Origin of the sequence: Streptomyces sp. G5(2025), from assembly GCF_049542075.1 — a bacterium.
GTDB lineage: Bacteria > Actinomycetota > Actinomycetes > Streptomycetales > Streptomycetaceae > Streptomyces.
The window spans coordinates 1,022,051-1,046,174 of sequence record NZ_JBMUZT010000002.1 but is presented as its reverse complement, the minus strand read 5'-3'; the positions used below and the strand labels follow the sequence as shown (position 1 = coordinate 1,046,174).

General features: G+C 70.4%; 16 protein-coding genes. 9 read left to right on the top strand and 7 right to left on the bottom strand.

Going from position 1 to position 24,124, the window contains the following annotated elements; genetic code table 11:
* Position 1: 1 nt before the first annotated feature.
* A complete protein-coding gene (locus ACOBQB_RS05070; RefSeq protein WP_423589099.1) occupies positions 2-1,771 on the bottom strand; it encodes an extracellular solute-binding protein in 1,770 nt (589 codons plus the stop codon).
* A gap of 286 nt (positions 1,772-2,057) precedes the next feature.
* Between ACOBQB_RS05070 and ACOBQB_RS05065 the strand changes: the two genes are divergently transcribed.
* The 5 genes from ACOBQB_RS05065 to ACOBQB_RS05045 all read left to right on the top strand — a co-directional run bounded on the left by ACOBQB_RS05065 (position 2,058) and on the right by ACOBQB_RS05045 (position 9,853).
* A complete protein-coding gene (locus tag ACOBQB_RS05065) occupies positions 2,058-5,204 on the top strand; it encodes a glycoside hydrolase family 3 C-terminal domain-containing protein (protein WP_423589098.1) in 3,147 nt (1,048 codons plus the stop codon).
* Positions 5,201-7,510: an alpha-xylosidase gene (gene yicI / locus ACOBQB_RS05060; protein ID WP_423589096.1), complete on the top strand. Its 2,310-nt coding sequence runs from the start codon at positions 5,201-5,203 to the stop codon at positions 7,508-7,510. The genes ACOBQB_RS05065 and yicI overlap by 4 nt, the downstream gene beginning before the upstream one ends.
* A gap of 28 nt (positions 7,511-7,538) precedes the next feature.
* The gene (locus ACOBQB_RS05055) at positions 7,539-8,090 is read left to right on the top strand and encodes a SigE family RNA polymerase sigma factor (protein ID WP_359772702.1); all 552 of its coding nucleotides are present in this window, start codon (positions 7,539-7,541) and stop codon (positions 8,088-8,090) included.
* A 457-nt stretch (positions 8,091-8,547) separates the two neighbouring features.
* On the top strand, positions 8,548-8,937 hold the full coding sequence (locus ACOBQB_RS05050; protein ID WP_423589094.1) for a hypothetical protein: 390 nt from the start codon (positions 8,548-8,550) through the stop codon (positions 8,935-8,937).
* An 85-nt stretch (positions 8,938-9,022) separates the two neighbouring features.
* Positions 9,023-9,853 (top strand): pectate lyase, encoded by an 831-nt coding sequence (locus ACOBQB_RS05045; protein WP_423589093.1) that lies wholly within the window; start codon positions 9,023-9,025, stop codon positions 9,851-9,853.
* Positions 9,854-9,909: 56 nt separating this feature from the next.
* Here the strand turns inward: ACOBQB_RS05045 and ACOBQB_RS05040 are convergent, their stop codons facing one another.
* Genes ACOBQB_RS05040 through ACOBQB_RS05030 form a run of 3 tightly spaced genes read right to left on the bottom strand, consistent with a single transcriptional unit; the run spans position 9,910 to position 13,066 of the window.
* Positions 9,910-10,755, bottom strand: coding sequence for a carbohydrate ABC transporter permease (locus ACOBQB_RS05040; protein ID WP_423589092.1), 846 nt, complete (start codon positions 10,753-10,755; stop codon positions 9,910-9,912).
* A complete protein-coding gene (locus ACOBQB_RS05035) occupies positions 10,752-11,699 on the bottom strand; it encodes a carbohydrate ABC transporter permease (RefSeq protein ID WP_423589090.1) in 948 nt (315 codons plus the stop codon). Before ACOBQB_RS05035 ends, ACOBQB_RS05040 begins: the two co-directional genes overlap by 4 nt.
* Complete coding sequence (locus ACOBQB_RS05030; protein ID WP_423589088.1) at positions 11,696-13,066, bottom strand: extracellular solute-binding protein; 1,371 nt, start codon at positions 13,064-13,066, stop codon at positions 11,696-11,698. The genes ACOBQB_RS05035 and ACOBQB_RS05030 overlap by 4 nt, the downstream gene beginning before the upstream one ends.
* Before the next feature lie 221 nt (positions 13,067-13,287).
* Between ACOBQB_RS05030 and ACOBQB_RS05025 the strand changes: the two genes are divergently transcribed.
* The 4 genes from ACOBQB_RS05025 to ACOBQB_RS05010 all read left to right on the top strand — a co-directional run bounded on the left by ACOBQB_RS05025 (position 13,288) and on the right by ACOBQB_RS05010 (position 20,006).
* Positions 13,288-15,771, top strand: coding sequence for an alpha-L-arabinofuranosidase C-terminal domain-containing protein (locus ACOBQB_RS05025; RefSeq protein WP_423589087.1), 2,484 nt, complete (start codon positions 13,288-13,290; stop codon positions 15,769-15,771).
* A 54-nt stretch (positions 15,772-15,825) separates the two neighbouring features.
* Positions 15,826-17,340, top strand: a complete 1,515-nt coding sequence (locus ACOBQB_RS05020) for an alpha-N-arabinofuranosidase (RefSeq protein WP_423589085.1) — start codon at positions 15,826-15,828, stop codon at positions 17,338-17,340.
* A gap of 94 nt (positions 17,341-17,434) precedes the next feature.
* On the top strand, positions 17,435-18,415 hold the full coding sequence (locus ACOBQB_RS05015; RefSeq protein ID WP_423590408.1) for an arabinan endo-1,5-alpha-L-arabinosidase: 981 nt from the start codon (positions 17,435-17,437) through the stop codon (positions 18,413-18,415).
* 490 nt (positions 18,416-18,905) lie between these two features.
* Positions 18,906-20,006 (top strand): family 43 glycosylhydrolase, encoded by a 1,101-nt coding sequence (locus ACOBQB_RS05010; protein WP_423589083.1) that lies wholly within the window; start codon positions 18,906-18,908, stop codon positions 20,004-20,006.
* 63 nt (positions 20,007-20,069) lie between these two features.
* Here ACOBQB_RS05010 and ACOBQB_RS05005 read toward each other — a convergent pair whose 3' ends face one another.
* From ACOBQB_RS05005 to mmsA, 3 genes are read right to left on the bottom strand one after another with little or no spacing between them, the layout of a single operon-like run.
* Positions 20,070-21,239, bottom strand: a complete 1,170-nt coding sequence (locus tag ACOBQB_RS05005; protein ID WP_423589082.1) for an aldose epimerase family protein — start codon at positions 21,237-21,239, stop codon at positions 20,070-20,072.
* A gap of 48 nt (positions 21,240-21,287) precedes the next feature.
* Positions 21,288-22,520 carry a multiple monosaccharide ABC transporter permease gene (gene mmsB, locus ACOBQB_RS05000; protein WP_423589080.1) on the bottom strand — a complete coding sequence of 411 codons (1,233 nt, stop codon included), beginning with the start codon at positions 22,518-22,520 and terminating at the stop codon, positions 21,288-21,290.
* Between the two features lie 7 nt (positions 22,521-22,527).
* Complete coding sequence (mmsA, locus tag ACOBQB_RS04995; protein ID WP_423590406.1) at positions 22,528-24,117, bottom strand: multiple monosaccharide ABC transporter ATP-binding protein; 1,590 nt, start codon at positions 24,115-24,117, stop codon at positions 22,528-22,530.
* Between the last annotated feature and the right edge of the window lie 7 nt (positions 24,118-24,124).

Below are 24,124 nucleotides of genomic sequence, written 5' to 3'. Positions count from 1 at the left end.
GTCAGGACGCCGAGCCGCCGGCCGCCGCGGTCTCGCCCGTGGCCCCAGTTCCATCGAGTAGCTTCTTGTACCAGTCGCGCAGCTTGTCGCCGCCGCCCGACTTCCAGTCCGCAGCGGCCTGCCGCATGTCGGAGACCTTCCTGCGGCCCCGCACGATGTCCTTCTCCAGGTCCTCGAACTCGGCGTTCAGCTCGGTGTACCGCGTCGGCTCGATGATCATCATGCCGTGGAAGAGCGGCTTCCGCGTGTGCGCGCCCTGACGCTGCTGCCAGCCGACCATGCCCCGGGTGACGTCCGGCAGATCGGCGTAGGCGATGAAGGGCGCGGGCGAGGCCAGGTACTCGTACGTCGAGAAGACCTCGTTGTTGCCCTTGCCGTTCTTGGTGAGGACGCCGTCCTTCAGGGAGTGGTGGACGCCCTCGACGCCGTACATCCGCAGCCGCTGCTCCTTCGAACCGTAGGGCGCGGCGGTGAAATTGGCGAGGGCGAGGATGTCGCGGACGGTTTTCTCGTCGGCCTTCTCGCTGACGAACGTCCAGATGTCGGCGGGCGGGCGCGCGTACAGCGTGGGGGCTCCGCCGTCGGGCGCGAAGTAGTCGAAGGCCTCCATGCGGAACTTCTTGTCGTCCACGCGCTGCACGGCGGCCTTGCCGTACCAGTCGGAGAGGTCATGGCAGTACATCCAGACCTTGCCCGCCGCGCACAGGTCGCCGATGCTGCCGGTCTCCGCCTTCGCGTCGGGGTGGACGAAGCCGGCCGAGTACAGCTTGCGCGACCACTCCAGGGCTTCGAGGTACTCGTCGGTCTCGTAGCGGTTCACCAGCTTGCCGTCGACCAGCTTCCAGTAGTACGGCTTCTCCGGCAGCACCCCGAAGATGTTCCAGGCGGCCCACGTCATGTCGCCGCACGCCCACACCTTGCTCTTCGGGGCGTTGAGCTGCTTGCACAGGTCGTAGAACTGCTGGGCGCTGGTGGGCGCCTTCAGCCCCTCCTTCTCGAAGAGGTCCGTGCGGTGGAAGGGCGCGATGTTCGGGGTGGTGGCGGACGGCATCGGCAGGCCGCGCAGCTTGCCGCCGAAGACCGAGCGCTGCCAGGCGCCGGTCGGGATCGCGGCGAGGTTCGGGTACTCCTTGACCTTGTCGCCGCTCAGGTAGGGGCCGAGGTCGGCGAACTTGTTGGCGATGGCGCTCGGGATCTTGCCGGTCAGCTCCCAGCCGGGCACGACCACCGCGTCGGGCACGCTGCTGGAGGCGAGGACCGCGCCGAGCTTCTGGCCGTACGTGTCGCCCTGCTGGTTCTGCCACGTGACGCGGACGCCCGCGGCCTTGTCCATCGCGGTCCAGTAGGGGTTGCCCCGCTTGGGCACGTTCCCCCAGATCGGCGACATGACAGTGAACTCTCCGCCCATACCCAGCCGTTCGGGCACCGACGTCTTGAGCTCGGCCGCGGGCAGGGCCTTGGTGAAACCCGCGGCCGAGCCGTTCCTGGCCGGGATGTCCGGGCTGACGAGGTCCGAGGCGACGTACGCCGGGAGCAGGTCCTTGAGCTTCTTCCCCGTCGTCGTGCCCTCGTTCTTCGACCCGCCGCCTCCTCCGCACGCCGCGAGCAGCGGAGCCCCGCCGGCCACGGCGAGCACCGCGAAGCCTGAGGAGGCGAGGAAGCTTCTCCGGTTCGGGCCGGGGCCGGTGGAGTGCGGACCGGAGTCGATGGCGTGCCGACTGGAGCCGGTGGAGTGCCGACCGGAGCCGGTGGACGGGGAGTTCGGCGTCATTGCGTCAACCCTTCGTGGCGCGCGCCCGGACACGCGGCGGATACCGCCGGTCGACTATCGAAGCGCTTCGATGTTGCTGGGGAGATTAAGTGAACCCCGGGGCTGTCACAAGGGCCCGAACCAGAAGTCGCCGGGGTGAGGGGTGAATTGAGGGTCGTCCTTGTCTCGGGCGGTTCAACGGGGCCTTCCCTGCCTCGCGCCTTGACATGGACATCAAGTAACGCGGAGCATCGAAGCGCTTCGAGGAAATCGCCTCCGATTCACCGTCCGCCGAGGGGACCCGCACGTGACCGAGAGCCTGCCGCCGTTCCGTGATCCGGGACTCGATCCGGACAAGCGCGTGGCCGACCTGCTGTCCCGGCTGACCGCCGACGAGCGCCTCGCCCTCCTGCACCAGTTCGCGCCCGCCGTCGACCGGCTCGGCATCGGGGCGTTCCGCACCGGCCAGGAAGCCCTGCATGGCGTCGCCTGGATGGGGCCCGCGACGGTCTTCCCGCAGGCCGTCGGGCTCGGCGCGACCTGGAACGACGACCTGCTGCGCAGGATCGGTGAGGCCGTCGCCGTCGAGGCGCGGGCCATGCGCGCCCGCGACGAGCGCGTCGGCCTCAATGTCTGGGCGCCCACCGTGAACCTGCTGCGCCACCCGCTGTGGGGCAGAAACGAGGAGGGCTACGCGGAGGACCCGCACCTGACCTCCGCCCTCGCCGCCGCCTACACCCGCGGCCTGCGCGGCGACCATCCGACGCACTGGCGCACCGCGCCCGTACTCAAGCACTGGCTGGCCCACAACAACGAGACGGACCGGGACACCTCCAACGCCTCCGTCAGCCCGCGCGTCCTGCACGAGTACGACCTGCGCGCCTTCCGCGGCGCCGTCGAGGCGGGCGCGGTCGCCGGCGTGATGCCCGCCTACAACCTCGTCAACGGCCGCCCCAACCACGTGTCGCCCTACCTGCGCGAACAGTTGAGGCGCTGGACCGACGAGGAGCTGCTCGTCTGCTCCGACGCGGGCGCGCCCAGCAACCTCGTCGACAGCCAGCACTACTTCGCCACCCACGAGGAGGCCGTCGCCGCCGCCGTCGTCGCGGGCGTCGACAGCTTCACCGACCACGGCACGGACCCGGAGATCGTCGTCGGACGGCTGCGGCGCGCCCTGGAGGCGGGCCTGCTGAGCGACTCCGACATCGACGCGGCCGTACGCCGCCACCTCACCGTCCGCCTGCGGCTCGGCGAGTTCGACCCCGGCGGCGGCCCGTACGCGGCCGCGGGCCCGCGCGACCTCGACACGCCCGAACACCGGGAGCTGGCCCGCGAGGCCGCCGAGCAGGCCGTCGTCCTGCTCAAGAACGACGGCCTGCTGCCCCTCGCGCCCCCGTCCGGCGGCGCCCGCGTCGCGGTCGTCGGCCTCCTCGCGGACGAGTGCAAGACCGACTGGTACAGCGGCACCCTGATCCGGCGCAGCACCGCCCTCGACGGGCTGCGCGAGCGCTTCGGCGCCGAGCGGGTGCTCTTCGCCGAGGGCGTGGACCGGGTGCGCCTGAAGTGCGCGGGCGGCTGGCTGCGGGCCCCGACGTCCGCCGCGGCCGCCCAGGCGAGGGTGGCCGGGGGCGCGCAGGAGAGCGCGGCCGCGGGCGCCCTCGACCCGGCGCTCCTCGCGGGCCGCACCGACCTGCCGCCGGTCAGCACCTGCGCGGACGCGGCGCACGCCACCGAGTTCGCCCTCGTCGACTGGGGCGATGGGGCCTGCACGCTGCGGGCACCCGACGGGCGCTATCTCTCGGTCGCCGCCGACGGCTTCGTCCGCGCGTCGGCGGACCAGCCGGGCGGCTGGGTCGTACAGGAGACGTTCGCGCTGGTGAGGCGGGAGGGCGGATACGGGGGTGGGTGCGAGGATGGGTGCGGGGATGGGCACGGCCTCGGCGACGCGGGCGGACGCGAAGGTGGGCGCGGGCACACGGGCGGACTCGCGGGTGGGTGCGGGCACGGCCGCGTGGGCGGACTCGCGGATGGGTACGCGGGTGGGCGCGGGCACACGGGCGGACTCGCGGGTGGGTGCGGGCACGGCCGCGTGGGCGGACCTGAGGGTGGGCGCGGGCACGGGGGCGGGGTTCTCCTCAGGCATACGGGGACGGGTGGGTACGTCTGTGTCGCCGCCGACGGCGCGAAGGTTGCCGTGGACGGCGACGTTCTTCCCGCCGAGCGCGCCGAGCTGTTCACGGTCGAGGTCCTGGAGCGCGGCGAGGACGCCGTGGCCCGTGCCGCAGCGGACGCGGACACCGTGATCGTCGTCGCCGGGAACGACCCCCACATCAACGGCCGCGAGACCCAGGACCGCACGACCCTCGCCCTGCCGCCCCACCAGGAACGGCTGTGGCGCGCCGCCCGCGCCGCCAACCCCCGCACCGCGCTCGTCCTGATCAGCGCCTACCCCTACGCGGTCGCAGCCGCCGACGCCGAGCTGCCCGCGCTGCTGTGGACCGCGCACGGCGGTCAGACCGCGGGCACCGCGCTCGCCCGCGTCATCGCCGGGGACGTCTCCCCGGCCGGGCGGCTGCCGCAGACCTGGTACGCCGCCGACAGCGACCTGCCGGACCTCCTCGACTACGACATCGTCGGCTCCCGGCAGACCTACCAGTACTTCGACGGCACGCCCCTCTACCCCTTCGGGCACGGCCTCGGCTACTCCTCCTTCCGGTACGAGGACCTGACCGCCGAGCGCGACGGCGGCACCCTGCGCGTGGCGTTCACCCTCACCAACACCGGGGCCGTCACCGCCGACGAGGTGGCGCAGCTCTACACCCGCGCCCCCCGCGGGCCCATCGCCCTGCCGCACCGGCGCCTCGCCGCGCACCGCAGGGTCCGTCTCGCCCCCGGCGCCCGGCGCCGCCTCGAATTCCGGGTGCCTCTGCGTGACCTGGGGTTCTGGGACGTGCGCCAGGACCGCTGGGCGCTGCCGCCGGGCACGTACGAACTGCTCGCCGGGGCCTCCAGCCAGGACATCCGGCTGATGACACCGGTCGAGCTCACCGGCGAGCCGCTCGCCGCCAGGCCGGTACGGAGGGCCGGCCTGGCGGCGAACGGCTACGACACGCAGCGCGGCACCGAACTCGTCGACCGGACGACGACGTCGGGCGACGCGGTGCGCGCCAGGGGCGACGGCACGGGCGAACTCATGTACCAGTGCTGCGACTTCGGGGACGGCGTCATCGCCGTGACGGTCGAGGCCGCGGGCGAGGGCGCCGTCGACCTCATCGCGGGGACCACCGCCACCACCGTCACCGTCACGCCGACCGGCGGCCCGTACCACTACACGTCGAGCAGCGCGGGCTTCGCCGTCTCGGGCGTGCGCGATCTGCGCGTACGGCTACGCGGTCCCGTCAGGCTCGCACGGATCGCCTTCACCGACACCGCCCCGCGGGAGGATGCCGCATGAAGTTCACCGACGGCTTCTGGCTGATGCGCGACGGGGTGCGCGCCTCATACGCCACCGAAGTGCGCGACGTGCGCGTGGGCGAGGGGAGGTTCACCGCCTACGCCGCCGTGCGGCGGGTGCGCGAGCGCGGCGACACCCTCAACTCGCCGCTCATCACCGTCGAATGCTTCTCGCCCGCCGAAGGAGTGATTGGCGTACGAACCACCCACCACGCCGGAAAAGCCGCGCGCGGACCGGAGTTCACGGTGCACACCACCGGCAGCGCGGGACACGCCGTACGCGAAGGCACCGTCACCGAACTCGTCAGCGGCCCACTCACCCTGCGCCTGGACGCCGCCGGGCCCTGGGGCCCGGAGTTCCTCGACGGCGAGGGGCGACGGCTGACCGCCGTGGAGCGCAGGGGCACCGCCTTCGCGACCACATCGGACGGAACGCATCACATGGTCGGGCAACTCGCCCTTGACGTGGGGGAGTTCATCTACGGCCTCGGCGAGCGATTCACCCCGTACGTCAAGAACGGCCAGGGCGTCGACATCTGGCAGGCCGACGGCGGCACCAGCAGCGAGCAGGCGTACAAGAACATCCCCTTCCACCTCTCCTCGCGCGGCTACGGCGTCTTCGTCAACCACCCCGGCAAGGTGTCCTACGAGATCGGCTCCGAGGCCGTCGGCCAGGTCCAGTTCAGCGTCGAGGACCAGAGCCTGGAGTACTACGTCATCGCCGGGCCCACGCCCAAGGACGTCCTGCGCCGCTACACCGCCCTCACCGGGCGGCCCGCGCTGCCGCCCGCCTGGTCGTTCGGCCTGTGGCTCACCACCTCCTTCTGCACGCCCTACGACGAGGAGACCGTCACCTCGTTCGTGGACGGCATGGCCGAGCGCGGCATCCCGCTGTCCGTCTTCCACTTCGACTGCTTCTGGATGCGCGAGCACCAGTGGACGGACTTCCGGTGGGACCCCGAGGTCTTCCCCGACCCTCAGGGCATGCTCCGCCGACTGCGCGAGCGCGGGCTCAAGGTCAGCGTGTGGATCAACCCGTACATCGCGCAGAAGTCGGCGCTCTTCGAAGAGGCCCGCGCGGCCGGGTACTTGGTCCGGCGGCCAGGCGGCGACATCTGGCAGTGGGACCTGTGGCAGCCCGGCATGGCGCTCGTGGACTTCACCGACCCGGCCGCCCGCGAGTGGTACGCCGACAAGCTGCGCACCCTCCTCGACCAAGGCGTCGACTGCTTCAAGACCGACTTCGGGGAGCGCGTCCCCACCGACGTCGTCTGGCACGACGGCGCCGACCCGGAGCGCATGCACAACTACTACACGCAGCTCTACAACCGCACCGTCTTCGAAGTCCTGGAGAAGGAGCGCGGAGCGGGCGAGGCCGTGCTGTTCGCGCGCTCCGCGACGGTGGGCGGCCAGCAGTTCCCCGTGCACTGGGGCGGCGACTGCTTCGCCTCGCTCGGCGCCATGGCCGAGTCGCTGCGCGGCGGACTCTCGCTCTCCCTGAGCGGCTTCGGTTTCTGGAGCCACGACATCGGCGGCTTCGAGGGCACACCCGACCCGGCGGTCTTCAAACGCTGGCTCGCCTTCGGACTGCTGTCCTCGCACAGCCGCCTGCACGGCAACGTCTCCTACCGGGTGCCGTGGGCGTTCGGCGACGAAGCCGTGGACGTGGCCCGGAAGTTCACCAAGCTCAAGCACCGCCTCATGCCCTACCTGTACGGGGCGGCCGGCGAGGCCCACCGCACCGGCGTGCCCGTGATGCGGCCGATGATCCTGGAGTTCCCCGACGACCCGGCCTGCCGCACCCTGGACCGGCAGTACATGCTCGGCCCCGACCTGCTCGTCGCCCCGGTCTTCACGGCCGGGGGCGAGGTGGAGTTCTACGTCCCCGACGGCACCTGGACCCACCTCCTCACCGGGGAGCGCGTCCAGGGCCCCGGCTGGCGCCGCGAGACCCACGGCTTCGACAGCCTTCCCCTGTACGTCCGGCCCGGCGCGCTGCTGCCGCTCGGCGCCGACGAGCAGCGCCCGGACGGCGACTGGCTCGACGGGCTGACCCTCCTGACCGCCCCCGACACGGCGTCTGACATGGCGTACGACGCGGCGTACGACACCGAAGTGACCGTCCCCGACCACGAAGGGCGGCCCGCGGCGGTCTTCCGCGCGACCCGGCACGGCGACAGCCTCAAGGTCCTCGCCCTCGGCTCCCGCCGGCCCTTCCACGTGCGCACGGTGGACGGGCGCACGGTCGCCCACGGCGTGGGGGAGGTGACCCTGCCCGATGTCTTCGCGAACCGAACGACCGGCTAGAGTGCCCGCTTGCGGAAAGGGGACCTCCGTGCCGGTGGCCGCCGACGACGCGGCCGCCGAGTTCCATGCCTTCTTCGAGCGGCACTACGCCGAACTCGCCCGCCTGGCCCACTTGTTGACCGGCGAGAGCGACGGCGCGGACGACTTGGCGGCCGACGCGCTGCTCGCGCTCTGGCACCGCTGGGACCGGGTGCGCGCCGCCGACCACCCGGCCGCGTACGCCCGCGGGGTCGTCGCGAACATGGCGCGCAGCCGCATCCGCAGCGCCGTGCGCGAACGCCGCCGCGTCACGCTCTTCTGGTCCGGCCGCGGCGAGGACGTGGCGGACCCCGACATACCGGCCGTGGTCGACGTACGCGACGCGCTGCGCGCGCTGCCCTTCCGCAAGCGGGCCTGCGTGGTCCTGCGGCACGCCTTCGACCTCTCGGAGAAGGACACCGCGCAGGCCCTCGGCGTCTCGGTGGGTACGGTGAAGAGCCAGACGTCGAAGGGAATGGCCGAGCTGCAACGACGCCTCGGTCCGCACACCACCTGGGAACGGGTGCGCGCGGTCACGGCGGACACGGGGGGAAGCACATGAGGGACGACGACAAGGAAGTGCGCAGGAGGCTGCGCGGCGCCGCCCACGCACACCGGCCGGACCGGGAGCGGATGCTCGCCCGCGTCGAGCAGGGCATGGCCCGCGGGGAGCGCCCCGAGCACCACCCGAAGCCGTCCCCGCGGGCGGGCGCGTCCTGGCTGCGCGTGGTGACCGCGACCGCCGCCGTCGCCGGTGTCTGCGCGGTGGCCGGGTACGGCGTGGCCTCCGCGCTGCGGAGTGAGGACCCCGACCCGCAGTCCGTCGCCACCAGCTCCACCCCGACGCCGGACGCGCCCCCCGCCGCCAGCGCACCCGGCCGCACCGCGGCGCCGCCACCGCCGAGGCGCCCGAGCGGCACCCCCGCCAAGCCCCCACGTCAGGGGCCCCGGAGGCCCGGAAGCCGCCGAAGTCCGCCGGGCCGCCGAAGTCCGCCGAGCCGCCGCGCGGCCCGCAGTCCGTGCCGGCGGCCGAACTGCTGTGGGCGGACGGCTCGATCGACCCCGGCTCCAGCACGTACTGGTCCCAGAGCGACATCACCCTCAAGGCACGCAAGCCGCTGACCTCCCTCACCGTCGAACTGCGCGTCGCCCTCGGCGCCAAGGTCGCCGACACCGGCAACTGGCGCTCCCTGCCCGTCGAGGACTTCGACGTGTCGGTGGGGGAGCGCGACGGCTTCCTCGTCTACCGGTGGACGCTCAAGGCGGGGCGGACCGTACCGGCCGGCGAGCACGTCTTCGCCGGGCAGTACGACCACGGAGAGGGGAAGCGGGACGTGGGCGGCGACCGGTACGCGATCCGGGCGGCCACCGCGGCCGAACGCACCGAGTGGCGGGGTGACTTCTTCTGAGGAACGGTTGCCTCTGAGGGGCAACCCTTCGCCGGGCGGTGGCGACCAGAAGACGCACACTTCTGTCCACCGAAGGAATCCGGACATGACTTCAACCGCCACCGGGCGCGTACGCCACCGCCGCACCCTCACCCGCCGCCGCGCCGTCATCGGCGGCGTCGCGGCGCTCGGCCTGACCGGCGCCGCCCTCGTCACCACCTCCCTCATGTCGTCCGCGGGGGCGGCCACCGCCTGGCCGCAGGCCACGGACCAGCAGGCCGTGCCCAAGACCATCGAGGTCTCCGGCACCCGTGACGGCGGCCTCAAGCGCTACTACGGCAGCGGCGCCCTCGGCGGCGACGGCCAGGATGAGGGCCAGGACCCGATCTTCAAGCTGAAGGACGGGGCGACCCTGAAGAACGTCATCATCGGCGCGCCCGCCGCCGACGGCATCCACTGCATGGGCAGCTGCACGCTGCAGAACGTGTGGTGGGAGGATGTCGGCGAGGACGCCGCCACGTTCAAGGGGACCTCGGCCGGTTCGACGTACGCCGTGCAGGGCGGCGGCGCCCGCAAGGCCGACGACAAGGTCTTCCAGTTCAACGGCGCGGGCAAACTGGTCGTAAACAAGTTCCAGGTCTCCGGCTTCGGGAAGCTGGTCCGCACCTGCGGCAACTGCTCCAAGCAGTACCAGCGCAACATCGTCATCAACGACGCCGACATCACCGCCCCCGGCAAGTCGATCGTCGGCATCAACACCAACTACAAGGACACCGTCGCGCTGCGCAACATCCGTATCCACGGCGACAGCAACAAGAAGATCAAGACGTGCTTGCGCTTCACCGGCAACAACACCGGTGCCGAGCCCGTCGAGACGGGCAGTGGCCCCGACGGCACGTACTGCAAGTTCACGGCATCGGACATCACCTACAAGTAGTCCGGCACGCGCGTGAGAGGCCCCCGCCGGCGGACGCCGACGGGGGCGCCCTCGGCTCACTGCCCCGCCAGGCCCGTGTGCGCCACCCCGGCGACGATCTGCCGCTGGAAGAAGACGAAGACGATGATCAGCGGGAGCCCCGCCATCAGGCCGCCCGCCATCAGCTGCGCCCACTGGATGCCGTAGGAGTTCATCACCGTCGCGATGCCGTTCGGCATGGTCATCAGGTCGGGGTTGTTGGTCACCATGTAGGGCCACAGGAAGTTGTTCCACGACGCGATGAAGGTGAAGATGCCGACCGCCGCGAGAGACGGGCGTGACAGCGGCAGGACGACGGTGAAGAAGACCCGCCAGCGCCCGGCGCCGTCGATGAACGCCGCCTCCTCCAGCTCCTTGGGGACGCCCTGGAAGAACTTGTAGAGGATGTACACCATCGCGGCGGGCGCGCACTGCGGCAGGATCATGCCCCAGTACGTGTCGACCATCCCCATCGACTGGACGGTGCTGAACAGCGGGACGCCGAGCACCGCGGGCGACACCATGAGACCCGCCATGACCAGACCGAGCAGCGCGTTCTTGCCGCGGAACTCGGTGCGCGCGAAGCCGTACCCGGCGAGCGCGCTCACCAGCACCACGACGAACGTGACGCAGACCGAGACGACGACGGAGTTCACGAACCAGTCGGTGATGTTGCCGGTCTCGAAGATGGCCCGCCACGCCTGGAACGTGAAGTCCTCCGGCACCCAGTGGGTGGGCACGGCGACGGCCTCGGTCTCCGACTTCAGGGACGTGAACAGCGCCCACAGCAGCGGCGAGAGCCACGCCGCCGAGACGGCGGTCCCGAGGGCCGTGAGCACGATCTGACCCGGCGTCCACTTTCCTGTCGTACGTTCCTGACTCATCGCACGCCCTCCTCACGCTTGCGCAGCAGCCACATGCGGCCGAGGGCGACGGCCGCGATGAGGACGAAGAAGATGATGGAGATCGCGGAGGCGAAGCCCACGCGGTAGCTGGTGAAGCCCTCTTCGAGGGTGTACTGCACGAAGGTCCGGGTCGATTCCTCCGGCCCGGGGCCGAAGTCCTGCATCACCACGACCTGGTCGAACACCTGGAGCGAGGCCAGCACCTGGAGGGTGACGACGAGGCCGGTGATGGTGCGCAGCATCGGCAGGGTGATGTGCACCATGCGCTGCCATGCGTTCGCGCCGTCCAGGGCGGCGGCCTCGTACAGGTGCCGGGGGATGTTCTGGAGGGCGGCGAGGAACAGTAGGAAGCTGAAACCGACCGTCCACCACAGGGTGGTGATGACCGCGGCGAGCATGGCGGTGGACTTGTCGGTCAGCCACGGCGTGTCCAGGCCGAAGACGTGGTTGATCATCCCGGTGCCGGGGTTGAACAGCCACTGCCAGAGGTTGGCGGCGACGGTGGACGGCAGCAGGAACGGTGCGAAGAAGCACAGCCGCCACAGCCACTTGGCGCGCTCGATGTGGTGGGCGAGCATCGCGAGGAGGAAGGCGAGCACGACGACGCACGGCACCACGAGCAGCGTGAAGTACGCGCTGTGGCCCAGCGATTCCCACATCAGCGGGGTGTCGAAGGCCTCCCGGTAGTTGTCGAGCCCCACGAAGCGCTCTCCGGTGCCGGAGATGTTGGCGTCGGTGAAGCTCAGCCACAGCCCGCGCCCGATCGGCAGCAGCACGAACAGCGCGAACAGGACGAGGAACGGGGCGACGAACCAGCCGCCGTGCTGGAAGCGGCGGGCGAGGCGGGTGCGCGCCGAGTCGGCGTGGACGGTGACCGCTGGGCGTGCGGCGGGCGGCCGCAGGGCGGTGTCGACGGTGCTCATACGGTGCCACCTCCGGCGCGGGCCGCGGCCAGGTCCGCCGCGGACCGGCCCGCCATCGGGTCCTTCATCGTCAGGAGCTTCTCGAAGACGCCGCGCATCCGCCGGGCCGTGGAATCGGGCCTCGCGGAGCCGGAGTTGGAGGCGGCGACGGCCGGTCCGATGCGCTGGGCGAGGATGCCGGTGGAGCCCGCGAACCAGACGCCCGGCTCGACCGCCATGTGGTCCATGGCGGAGACGTACTCGGACTGCGGCTTCAGCGCCAGGTACGGCGCGTCCTTCAACGTCGGCTTGTACGCGGGGATATGGCCGCCGCGCGACCAGTCCAGGGCGTGCCGGACGACGTACGCGGCCAGCTGGTGGGCGCCCTCGTCGGTGGGGCCGCCGCGCCGCTCCTGGTGGGGCAGGACGAAGCAGTGCGACTCGGCGTGGGTGGCCGGTCCGCCGAAGACGGCCGGCAGCGGGGTGGCGCCGTAGTCGAGCCGCGCGCCGTCGAAGACCGGTACGGACCAGTTGCCCTCCCAGGTGAAGGGCGAGCCGTTGACGAACATCTCGCCGTCGGCGATGCCGACGGGTGTGGTGTAGCCGTCGGTGACGTGCTGCCGGAGGAACTCCAGGACCTGGACGGCCTTGTCGGTGTCGAAGGTGACGTCCCGGCCGTCGGCGCTGAGGCAGGTGCCGCCGAGCTGGGTGTAGAAGGAGAGGAAGAACCACCAGCTGAAGTTGGGCTCGTTGGCCTTCATCCCGAGAGTCTGGAGGCCGCCCCTGGTCGCCTTCTTGGCGGCCTTGAGCACCCTGAACCACTCCTCGGGCGAGGAGACGGCGGCCAGGTCGCCGTCGTCGCCGAGGAGCCCGGCCTTCCCGCACACGTCACGGCGGTAGAAGCAGAGCTGGGCGTGGATGTCGAGCGGCAGGCCGTAGAGCTTGCCGTCGACGACGGCGCGCTTCCACAGCACCCGGTCGAAGTCCGACTCGCGTACGCCGTATTGGGCGAGAAGTCCCACGTCCCAGGGGTCGAGGAGACGGCCGGGCGCGAAACCCGGTATGCGGCCGAGGTGCATCACTGCGAGGTCGGGGGCGCGCTGTCCGGCGGCCGCCATGGCCAGCTTGGTGTAGTACGGATTGCCCCACTGGAGCGTCGAATCCTTCACGTCCACACGGGGGTTGGCCCGCCGGAACGCGTCCAGCATGGCGATCATGTTGACGCCGTCGCCGCCGCTGAAGAGGTTCCAGTAGCGGACGCGGACATCGGCGTCCGAGGCGATGGCGGAGGCGCTGCGCCCAGCGGCCGCGACGCCGAAGCTGCCGGTGACGGCGAGCGCTCCGAGACCGCCGAGGAGGCCGCGGCGGGTCGGAAGGGATGGAGGCACGGCAGTACGTCCCTCTCTCTGAGACGGCGGTGTTCCGGGACGAGCGTGTTCGAAATACCGAATGACGCCCGTCAGTTCGAACGGACCGTAGAGTCGAACTCCTTGCGCGTCAACGCTTTGCGCAGGGTTGGTCCCAGGCGTTGACGGGAGATCCCTTCGCTTCCTAAGTTTCCGTTCGAACTGCTGACCAACGTCCGAGATTTCGAACACCTGGGGATGACATGGCACGCAGACGAGGGAGCCTCGCGCTCACCGTCACCGCCCTGCTGGCCGGCACGCTCGCCGTCGGTCCGAGTGCCGCGGCCGAGCCGGCCGACTACACGATCGACGTCGACGCCGCCGGTACCGGCGCGAAGATCGACGACACGATGTACGGCGTCTTCTACGAGGACATCAACCGCGCCGCGGACGGCGGGCTCTACGCCGAGCTGGTCCAGAACAGGTCCTTCGAGTACGAGCCCGCGGACAACCGGACCTACACGCCGCTGACCTCCTGGGACACCAAGGGCACCGCGAAGGTCGCGAACGACAGCGGCCGCCTCGACGAACGCAACCGCAACTACCTGGTCCTGGCCGCCGGTTCGTCCGTCACCAACTCCGGCTACAACACCGGCATCGCGGTCGAGAAGGGCAAGCGCTATGACTTCTCCGTGTGGGCCCGCACGGACCACGCCGACGGGGCGCCGCTGATGGCCACCCTGCACGACGCCTCGGGCGAGCTCGCCGCCGCGCGCCGCGTCACCGCGCGCGGCGGCTGGGCCAAGTACAAGGCGGCCTTCACCGCCACCCGGACCTCCGCCGCCGGCCGGCTGACGGTCACCTCGGGGGCGGACGCCGCGCTCGACATGATCTCCCTCTTCCCCCACGACACCTACAAGGGCCGCCCGAACGGCCTGCGCAAGGACCTCGCCGAGAAGATCGCCGCCCTCAAACCCGGCTTCCTGCGCTTCCCCGGCGGCTGCCTGGTCAACACCGGAAGCCACGAGGCGTACGACGACAAGTCCGGCTGGCAGCGCGAGCGCTCCTATCAGTGGAAGGACACCATAGGCCCGGTCGAGAAGCGCGCCACCAACGCCAACTTCTGGGGGTACAACCAGAGTTACGGACTCGGTTACTACGAGTACTTCCAGTTCGCCGAGGATACCGGCGCCATGCCGCTGCCCGTCGTGCCCGCCCTGGTGACCGGCTGCGGCCAGAACAAGGCCACCGACGACCCGGCCCTCCTCAAGCGCCACATCCAGGACACCCTCGACCTCGTCGAGTTCGCCAACGGACCGGTGAGCAGCGAGTGGGGCAAGAAGCGCGCCCGCATGGGCCACCCCAAGCCCTTCGGCCTCACCCACCTGGAAGTCGGCAACGAGGAGAACCTCCCCGAGGAGTTCTTCGCCCGCTTCAAGGAGTTCCGGGCCGCCATCGAGGCCAAGCATCCGGAGATCACCGTCATCTCCAACTCCGGCCCGGACGACAGTGGTTCCATCTTCGACAAGGCGTGGCAGCTCAACCGCGACGCGAACGTGGCGATGGTCGACGAGCACTACTACAACAGCCCGCAGTGGTTCCTGGAGAACAATGACCGCTACGACTCCTACGACCGGGGCGGCCCCAAGGTCTTCCTCGGCGAGTACGCCTCGCAGGGCAACACCTTCGGCAACGCCCTCTCCGAGGCCGCGTTCATGACCGGCCTGGAGCGCAACGCGGACGTCGTGAAGCTCGCCTCGTACGCGCCGCTGCTCGCCAACGAGGACTACGTCCAGTGGAAGCCGAACATGATCTGGTTCGACAACGGCCAGTCGTGGGGCTCGGCCAACTACGAGACGCAGAAGCTCTTCATGCGCAACGTCGGCGACGAGGTCGTGCCGTCCAAGTCCACCGGCACGCCCACCACTTCGGTCCCGATCACCGGCGCCGTCGGCCTCTCCACCTGGGCCACCAGCGCCGCCTACGACGACGTCTCGGTGACCGGCGCGGACGGCACGCCCCTGTTCTCCGACGACTTCTCCGCAGGTGACAGCCGCTGGACCAAGGCAGCGGGCAAGGGCACGTGGGCCGTCGAGGACGGCGCGTACGTCCAGTCCGACGAGACGGCTGAGAACACCCTGGTCACCGCCGGCGACAAGGGCTGGCAGAACTACGACCTGAAGGTGAGGGCCACCAAGAAGTCCGGCAAGGAGGGCTTCATGGTCGCCTTCGGCGTCAAGGACACCGGCAACCACTACTGGTGGAACCTCGGCGGCTGGAACAACACCCGGTCCGCCGTCGAGAAGACCGTCGGCGGCGCCAAGCAGACGGTGATCGAGGACACCACCGCGATCGAGCCGGGCCGCAGCTACGACCTGCGCGTCGAGGTGCGCGGCCGTCAGGTGACGCTCTACCTCGACGGCAAGAAGTGGGGTTCCTTCACCGACGACAAGCCCGCCGAGCCGTTCCGCCAGGTCGTCACGCGCGACAAGGCGACCGGTGACCTCATCGTGAAGGTCGTCAACGCCCAGGGCGAGCAGGCTCGCACGAAGGTCGACCTCGGCCGGGGCATGAAGGTCGCGCCGAAGGCGCGGGTGACCACGCTGGCCGCGGACCCGGCCGCCGAGAACACGAAGGACAAGTCGCCGGTGAAGCCCGTCGACTCGGTCCTCACCGGAGTCGACGACTCCTTCTCGTACACCTTCCCCGCCCACTCCGTGACGTTCCTGCGGATCAAGACCGACTGACGCACGACGCCCACCGGTCCAGACTCGCCCCCCGGCCAACCTGTTGAGGAACTCATGACGCGACCCGCGCGCCCCGCCCGCTTCACCGTCCACCCCGACTTCGCCGTCGGCGACGTCGACCCGCGGCTCTTCGGCTCCTTCGTCGAACACCTCGGCCGCTGCGTCTACACCGGCATCCACGAGCCGGACCACCCCACGGCGGACGAGGCGGGCCTGCGCGGCGACGTCCTCGACCTCATCCGCGAACTGGGTGTCACCGCCATCCGCTACCCCGGCGGGAACTTCGTCTCCGGCTACAAATGGGAGGACTCCGTCGGCCCCGTCGACGAACGGCCGCGCCGGCTCGACCTCGCCTGGCGCTCCACGGAGTCCAACCGCTTCGGCCTCTCCGAGTTCATCCGCTTCGTCCGCAAGGTGGGCCCGCAGGCGGAGCCGATGATGGCCGTCAACCTCGGCACCAGGGGAGTGGCCGAGGCCCTCGAACTCCAGGAGTACGCCAACCACCCCTCGGGCACGGCCCTTTCGGCCCTGCGTGCCGCCCACGGCGACAAGGACCCCTACGGCATCCGGCTCTGGTGCCTCGGCAACGAGATGGACGGGCCCTGGCAGACCGGGCACAAGACCGCCGAGGAGTACGGCCGCCTCGCCGCCGAGACCGCCCGCGCCATGCGGCAGCTCGACCCGGCCCTGGAACTCGTCGCCTGCGGCTCCTCCGGCCAGTCCATGGAGACCTTCGCGGCCTGGGAGGCGACCGTGCTCGCCGAGACCTACGACCTCGTCGACCACATCTCCCTGCACGCCTACTACGAGGAGATCGACGGCGACCGCGACTCGTTCCTCGCATCGGCCGTCGACATGGAGTCCTTCATCGAGAACGCCGTCGCGACCTGCGACCACGTGGGGGCCCGCCTCAAGTCGAAGAAGCGGATCAACCTCTCCTTCGACGAGTGGAACGTCTGGTACCAGCGGCGCACGGCGCTCCAGCCGGAGGAGGACTGGCAGGAGGCCCCGCGTCTCCTGGAGGACAACTACACCGTCACCGACGCCGTCGTCTTCGGCTCGCTGCTGATCGCCCTGCTGCGCCACGCCGACCGGGTGACGGTCGCCTGCCTCGCCCAGCTCGTCAACGTCATCGCGCCGATCCTCACCGAGCCGGGCGGCCCGGCCTGGCGCCAGACGACGTTCTACCCCTTCGCGCAGGCGTCCCGGTACGGCCGCGGCCGGGTCCTCGACGTGCGCGTGGACTCACCGACGTACGAGACGGCGAAGTTCGGCGAGGTGCCCCTGCTGCACGCCACGGCGGTCCGCGCCGACGACGGCACCGTCACCGTCTTCGCGGTCAACCGCGGCCAGACCGAGCCGCTGCCCATCGAAGTCGCTCTCATTGAGCCGGAGTTGACCGCCGTCGTCGAGCACAGCGCCGTGGCGGACGCGGACCCCGAGGCCCGCAACACGCTGGCCGAGCCGGAGCGCGTCACCCCGCACGACGTACCGGGCGCGCGGCTGAGCGACGGCGTCCTGACCGCCACCCTGGAGCCGCTGTCCTGGAATGTGATCAGGCTGGGCTGAAGCCGAACGGTCGAACAGTTGGTCAGTTGAAACGCATCGACCCTAGGAGACCCGTGTGAGCCGCACCCTCTCGCCCATCCACCTGCGCACCCTCCTGCGCACCACCCGCCCCGTGAGACGCCGCGCGCTTCTCGCCCTCCCCGCCGCCGCGCTGATCGCCCTCGTACCGGGCACCGCGGCGGCCTACCCCAACCCCGGGACCGTCACCGGGGACACCGTCCTGCACGACCCGACCATGGTCCGCACCCCGGCGGGCAAGTACCTGCTCTACGCGACCGCCGGAGGCATCAGCCACCGTTCCTCCACCGACCGGACCGCCTTCAGGGGCGGCGCGGACGCCTTCGGCAGCCGGCCCGCCTGGTGGTCGCGGTACTCCACCGTGCCGGAGGCCTGGGCGCCCGACATCTCGTACCACGGCGGCAAGTACCTGATGTACTACTCCGTCTCCAGCTTCGGCTCGAACACGTCCGCGATCGGACTCGCGACGTCGGCCACGGGCGAGCCGGGCAGCTGGAGCGACCAGGGCGTGGTCTACACGTCAGGATCGGGCAGCGACTACAACGCCATCGACCCGAACCTCTTCGTGGACGACGACGGCAAGTGGTGGCTGTCCTTCGGCAGTTGGTGGACGGGCATCAAGATGATCCGCGTCGATCCGGCGACCGGCAAGCGGTACGCGGGCGACACGGCGCGGCGCTCCCTCGCCTCCCGGCCGACGGGCACCAAGGCCGTCGAGGCGCCGTACATCGTCAAACGCAACGGCTACTACTACCTGTTCGCGTCGTACGACACGTGCTGCGCGGGCACCGGCTCCACGTACAAGATCAAGGCCGGCCGGGCCACGAGCGTGACCGGCCCCTACCGCGACAAGAACGGCGTCGCGATGACGGACAACGGCGGCACGCCCGTCCTGGAGTCGCACGGCCGCTACATCGGCCCCGGCGGCCAGTCGGTCATGAAGGACGTGGACGGCGACCTGCTCGTCTACCACTACTACGACGGCCAGGACGGCGGAAGGCCCAAGCTGGGCGTGAACCTCCTGAACTGGGGCAGCGGCTGGCCCGTGGCCTACTGACGCTCCGGCCAGGGAGGGAGGGCGTTAGTCATGCTCACCGCGCCCCTCTCCTTCATCCTCGGCAACCCGCTCATGGGCGTGCTGATGGACCTCGACGGGGCGTGGGGGCTCGACGGCCGGCAGTGGGTCTTCCTCGTCACCGGCATTCCCGCCGTACTCGTCGCGCCGCTCGTCCTGGTGCTGCTGCCGAGCGGCCCGGACGGTGTACGCCGGCTGGCGCCCGACCGCGCGGCGGCCGGGGAGCAGCCGTACCGCACCCTCGCCGTCCTGCGCGACCGGCGGGTGCTTGTGGCGGCGCTGTTCTTCCTCGCGTTCCCGCTGCCCACGTACGGGCTCTCGTTCTGGCTGCCGACCTCGTGTTCCTGCTTGCCGTCGCCGTGCTCGGCCTGGCCGCCGTGCCGCTGCTGCGCCGCGCACTCGGCGGCGGCGCGCCAGGCCCCGCCACGACCGCAGATCCGTCCAGCTCCTCCACCCCCGAAAGGCAGACCACATGAACGACCACGGCCGCGAACTGGCTTCCCGCAGAGTGCTGCTGAAGGGCTCCCTGGCGGTGACAGCCACAGCGGCGGGCGCCCTCGCCGCCGCTCAGGGCAGCGCCCACGCCGCCGCGCCGGAAGCCGCCAAGGCCGCCCGCCCCGCCAACCCCCTCGTGCCCCACCGCGCCGACCCCCACATCCACCGCCACCGCGACGGCCGCTACTACTTCACCGCCACCGCCCCCGAGTACGACCGCGTCATCCTGCGCCGTGCCCGCACCCTGCACGGCATCGCCACCGCCGAGGAGGCCGTCGTATGGCGGCGCCACACCAGCGGTGAGATGGCGGCGCACATCTGGGCGCCGGAGATCCACCACATCGACGGCAAGTGGTACATCTACTTCGCCGCGGCGCCCGCCCACGACGTGTGGAAGATCCGCATGTGGGTCCTGGAGAACTCCCACCGCGACCCGTTCAAGGGCACCTGGGTGGAGAAGGGGCGGATCACCACGGCCTGGGACACCTTCTCGCTCGACGCCACCACCTTCACGTACCGGGGATCGCGCTACCTGTCGTGGGCGCAGCACGAGCCCGGCATGGACAACAACACGGCCGTCTTCCTCTCCCGGATGGCCAGCCCCTGGACACTGACCGGGCCTCAAGTACGACTGACGACACCCGAGTACGACTGGGAGCGCGTCGGCTTCAAGGTGAACGAGGGCGCCTCGTTCCTCCAGCGCAACGGCCGCGTCTTCATGACGTACTCGGCGAGCGCCACCGACGCCAACTACTGCATGGGCCTGCTCACCGCCGAGGCGGGCAGCGACCTGATGGACCCGAGGTCCTGGACCAAGTCGCCGCGGCCGGTCTTCTCCAGCGACGACAGGACCAAGCAGTACGGCCCCGGCCACAACTCCTTCACCGTCGCCGAGGACGGCCGCACCGACGTCCTCGTCTACCACGCCCGCCAGTACAAGGACATCGTGGGCGATCCGCTGAACGACCCGAACCGGCACACCCGCGTCCAGCGCCTGGGCTGGAAGGCGGACGGCACCCCGGACTTCGGCGTCCCCGTCGCGGACGGGCCGGTCCCGCTCCTCGAAGGGCCGAGGTAAGCCAATCGCCCCGCCCTCAGGGGCGGGGCGAAGCCCTTCTCCGCGGAAGCCTCCCCGCCCCCCTCAGCGCGCCGAGAAGCTGTGTACCGTGCTCGACCGGTAGGTGTCGCCGGGGCGCAGTACCGTCGAGGGGAACGACGGCTGGTTCGGGGAGTCCGGGAAGTGCTGGGTCTCCAGGCACAGGCCGTCGCCCTGGCGGTAGGTGCGGCCCGAGGGGCCGGTGAGGGTGCCGTCCAGGAAGTTGCCGGAGTAGAACTGCACGCCCGGCTCCGTCGTGGCGATCCGCATCGTGCGGCCCGACTCCGGGTCCCGCAGCGTCGCGAAGTGCTCGGGGCGGTCCGTGCTGCCCTTGTCGAGGACCCAGTTGTGGTCGTACCCCTTGGCGGTCACCAGCTGCGGGTGCGCGACGCGGATGTCCTCGCCGACCGTCTTCGCCCGCCGGAAGTCGAACGGTGTGCCCGCCACCTTCGCCAGCTCACCGGAGGGGATCAACCCGGCGTCGGTCGGCGTGAAGCGGCCCGCCTTGAGCGACAGTTCATGCCCGTAGATGTCACCGCTGCCCTCGCCCGCCAGGTTGTAGTACGTGTGGTTGGTGAGGTTCACGACGGTGGCCTTGTCGGTCCGCGCCGCGTAGTCGATCCGCCAGTCGCCGCGCGCGGTGAGGGTGTACGTCACCTTCACCCGCAGCGTCCCCGGGTAGCCCATCTCGCCGTCGACGCTCACGTACCGCAGCACCAGGCCGACGCCGGTGGAGTCCGTGAACGGCTCCACGTCCCACACCCGGGTGTTGAACCCTTTGGCCCCGCCGTGCAGGCTGTTCTCCCCGTCGTTCACGGAGAGCTGGTGGGCCTTGCCGTCCAGGGTGAAGCGGCCGCGGGCGATGCGGTTTCCGTAGCGTCCGATCAGCGCGCCGAAGAACGTCGTACCCGCCGCGTACGCCTCGATCGTGTCGTACCCGAGGGAGACGTTGCGGTAGCGGCCGTGGCGGTCCGGAAGTTCGAGGGACTGCACGATGCCGCCGTAGGAGAGGACCTTCAGCCGCGTGCCGCCGTTCGCCAGCGTCCAGCGGTGGGCCTTCGTGCCGTCGGCGAGTGTGCCGAAGAGTTCCTTGGTGGGCTTCGTGAACCGCACGTTCCCGCCGCCTTCCGACGATGCGTACGAGGTGCCGGCGACGGCGGCGGTGAGGCCGGCTGCGGCGGCGGTGGCCAGGACGGTGCGTCTGCTCGTTTCCATGTGCGGCTCCACTCCAGATCCGGGAGTTGGGTGACGGACGGGGGCGGTTTACCGGCCGACCTTGCGCTTGTTCCATACGTCGAACCCGACCGCGGCGAGCAGCACCAGCCCCTTGATGACCTGCTGGTAGTCCGTGCCGATGCCGACCAGTGACATGCCGTTGTTGAGCACGCCGAGCACCAGGCCGCCGATGACCGCGCCCATCACCGTGCCGACGCCGCCGCTCATCGAGGCGCCGCCGATGAACGAGGCCGCGATCGCCTCCAGTTCGAAGTTCAGGCCGGCCTGCGGGGTGCCCGCGTTGAGGCGGGCCGCGTACACACAGCCCGCGAGTGCCGCGAGGACGCCCATGTTGACGAAGACCAGGAAGGTGACGCGCTTGTCCTTGACGCCGGAGAGCTTGGCGGCGGCCTTGTTGCCGCCGAGCGCGTACACGTGGCGGCCCACGACGGCGTTGCGCATGACATAGCCGAGGCCGATGAGCAGCGCGCACATGATGAGCATGACGACCGGCACGCCGTGGAAGCTGGCGAGAGTGAGTGTGAACGCCACGATGGCCGCCGTCATCGCCACGCACTTGGCCGCCCACAGCCCGGTGGGCAGGACATCCAGCTCGAACGCCAGCTGCCGCTTGCGGTCCCGCCACTCGCGGAAGAGCAGGAAGGCGATGGTGGCGAGGCCGAGGAGCAGCGTCGGGTTGTGGTACTGCGTGTACGGGCCCATCTCCGTGAGGAAACCCTTGGCGATGTTCTGGAAGCCGTCGGGGAAGGGCGCCAGCGACTGCCCCTCCAGGACGATCTGGGTGAGGCCGCGGAAGAGCAGCATGCCGGCCAGCGTCACGATGAACGACGGGATGCCGACGTACGCGATGAAGAAGCCCTGCCAGGCACCGGCGACCGCGCCGATCACCAGCGACAGGACGAGGGCGAGGACCCACGGCATGTCGTGCTTGACCATCATCACCGCCGACATGGCGCCGACGAATGCGACCAGCGAGCCGACGGACAGGTCGATGTGGCCCGCGATGATGACGATCATCATGCCGATGGCCAGGATGAGGATGTAACCGTTCTGCTGGATCAGGTTGGAGACGTTGTTCGGCAGCAGCAGCGTGCCGTCCGTCCAGATCTGGAACAGGACGACGATGAAGGCCAGGGCGATGAGCATGCCGTACTGGCGCATGTTGGAGCGCATGCTGTCCCACAGCAGCGCACCGGCCGCCCGCATGGCGGGCGGTGGCGCGGAGGACGAGTCCCGCGGCGGAGTGGTCGTGGTGGTCATGGCGGCCTCAGCTCTTGCTTCCGGTGCTTCTGGTCTTGGTCATATGGCGCATCAGGACTTCCTGGGTGGCCTCCGCGCGCGTGACCTCGCCGGTCAGTCGTCCCTCGGCCATCGTGTAGATCCGGTCGCACATCCCGAGCAGCTCCGGCAGCTCCGAGGAGATGAACAGGACCGCCTTGCCCTGCGCGGCGAGCTTGTCGATGACGGTGTAGATCTCGTACTTGGCGCCCACGTCGATGCCGCGCGTCGGCTCGTCGAGGATCAGCACCTCGGGGTCGGAGTGGATCCACTTGCTCAGGACGACCTTCTGCTGGTTGCCGCCGGACAGCCGGCCCACCTGCTCGAAGACGGTGGGGGTCTTGATGTTCATCGACGTGCGGTAGCGCTCGGACACCTGCCGCTCGTGGTGTTCGTCAACGAAGCCGCCGAAGCCGCCGAAGCCGCCGAAGCCGCCGAGGCCGCCGCGCCGCCGCATCCCCGGCAGCGAGGCCAGCGACACATTGCGGTTGATGTTGTCGATGAGGTTCAGGCCGTAGCGCTTGCGGTCCTCGGTGACGTACGCGATGCCGGCGTCGACGGCCGCCGGGACCGTCCTGGTCACGACCGGGCGGCCGTTCACCGCCACGGTCCCGGCGACGTACTGCCCGTAGGAGCGCCCGAAGACGGACATCGCGAGTTCGGTGCGGCCCGCGCCCATCAGGCCCGCGATGCCGACGATCTCACCGCGCCGCACCGTCAGCGACACGTCGTCGACGACCGTGCGCTGGTGGTCGACGGGGTGGCGCACCGTCCAGCCCTCCACCGCCAGGGCGAGTTCGCCCGCGTCGGTGCCCTCGTACGGCGTGCGCTCGGGAAAGCGGTGGTCGAGGTCGCGGCCGACCATGCCCCGGATGATCCGGTCCTCCGACAACTCCGGCTCGTGCCGCGGCGTCCGGCGTACCGTCAGGGACTCGATGGTGCAGCCGTCGCGCAGGATGGTCACGGCGTCGGTGATCTGCCGGATCTCGTTCAGCTTGTGCGAGATGATGACGCTGGAGATGCCCTGCTCGCGCAGTTCCACGATCAGGTCGAGCAGCTTCGCGCTGTCCTCGTCGTTGAGCGCGGCCGTCGGCTCGTCGAGGATCAGCAGCTTCACCTCCTTCGACAGGGCCTTGGCGATCTCCACCAGCTGTTGCTTGCCCACGCCGATGTCGGAGACCGGCGTCTGCGGCTTCTCGCGCAGCCCGACCCGCTTGAGCAGGGCGCTCGCCCGGCGCAGGGTGTTGTTCCAGTCGATGAAGCCGCGCCGGGTCTGTTCGTTGCCGAGGAAGATGTTCTCGGCGATCGACAGGTACGGGACCAGCGCCAGTTCCTGGTGGATGATCACGATGCCGTGGCGCTCGCCGGCCCGGATGTCCTTGAAGGCCATCGGCTCGCCCTCGAAGAGGATCTCGCCGTCGTAACTGCCGTGCGGGTACACACCGCTGAGGACCTTCATCAGCGTCGACTTGCCCGCGCCGTTCTCGCCGCAGATCGCGTGGATCTCCCCGTTCCGCACCGTCAGGTCCACACCGGAGAGCGCCTTGACGCCGGGGAACGTCTTGGTGATCCCGCGCATCTCCAGG

Coding starts and splice junctions, on each gene's coding strand:
- mmsB (WP_423589080.1), bottom strand. CDS start 22,520: ATGACCACCACGACCACTCCGCCGCGGGACTCGTCCTCCGCGCCACCG.
- ACOBQB_RS05040 (WP_423589092.1), bottom strand. CDS start 10,755: ATGAGTCAGGAACGTACGACAGGAAAGTGGACGCCGGGTCAGATCGTG.
- ACOBQB_RS05035 (WP_423589090.1), bottom strand. CDS start 11,699: ATGAGCACCGTCGACACCGCCCTGCGGCCGCCCGCCGCACGCCCAGCG.
- ACOBQB_RS05025 (WP_423589087.1), top strand. CDS start 13,288: ATGGCACGCAGACGAGGGAGCCTCGCGCTCACCGTCACCGCCCTGCTG.
- ACOBQB_RS05005 (WP_423589082.1), bottom strand. CDS start 21,239: ATGGAAACGAGCAGACGCACCGTCCTGGCCACCGCCGCCGCAGCCGGC.
- ACOBQB_RS05020 (WP_423589085.1), top strand. CDS start 15,826: ATGACGCGACCCGCGCGCCCCGCCCGCTTCACCGTCCACCCCGACTTC.
- yicI (WP_423589096.1), top strand. CDS start 5,201: ATGAAGTTCACCGACGGCTTCTGGCTGATGCGCGACGGGGTGCGCGCC.
- ACOBQB_RS05010 (WP_423589083.1), top strand. CDS start 18,906: ATGAACGACCACGGCCGCGAACTGGCTTCCCGCAGAGTGCTGCTGAAG.
- ACOBQB_RS05070 (WP_423589099.1), bottom strand. CDS start 1,771: ATGACGCCGAACTCCCCGTCCACCGGCTCCGGTCGGCACTCCACCGGC.
- mmsA (WP_423590406.1), bottom strand. CDS start 24,117: ATGCGCGGGATCACCAAGACGTTCCCCGGCGTCAAGGCGCTCTCCGGT.
- ACOBQB_RS05045 (WP_423589093.1), top strand. CDS start 9,023: ATGACTTCAACCGCCACCGGGCGCGTACGCCACCGCCGCACCCTCACC.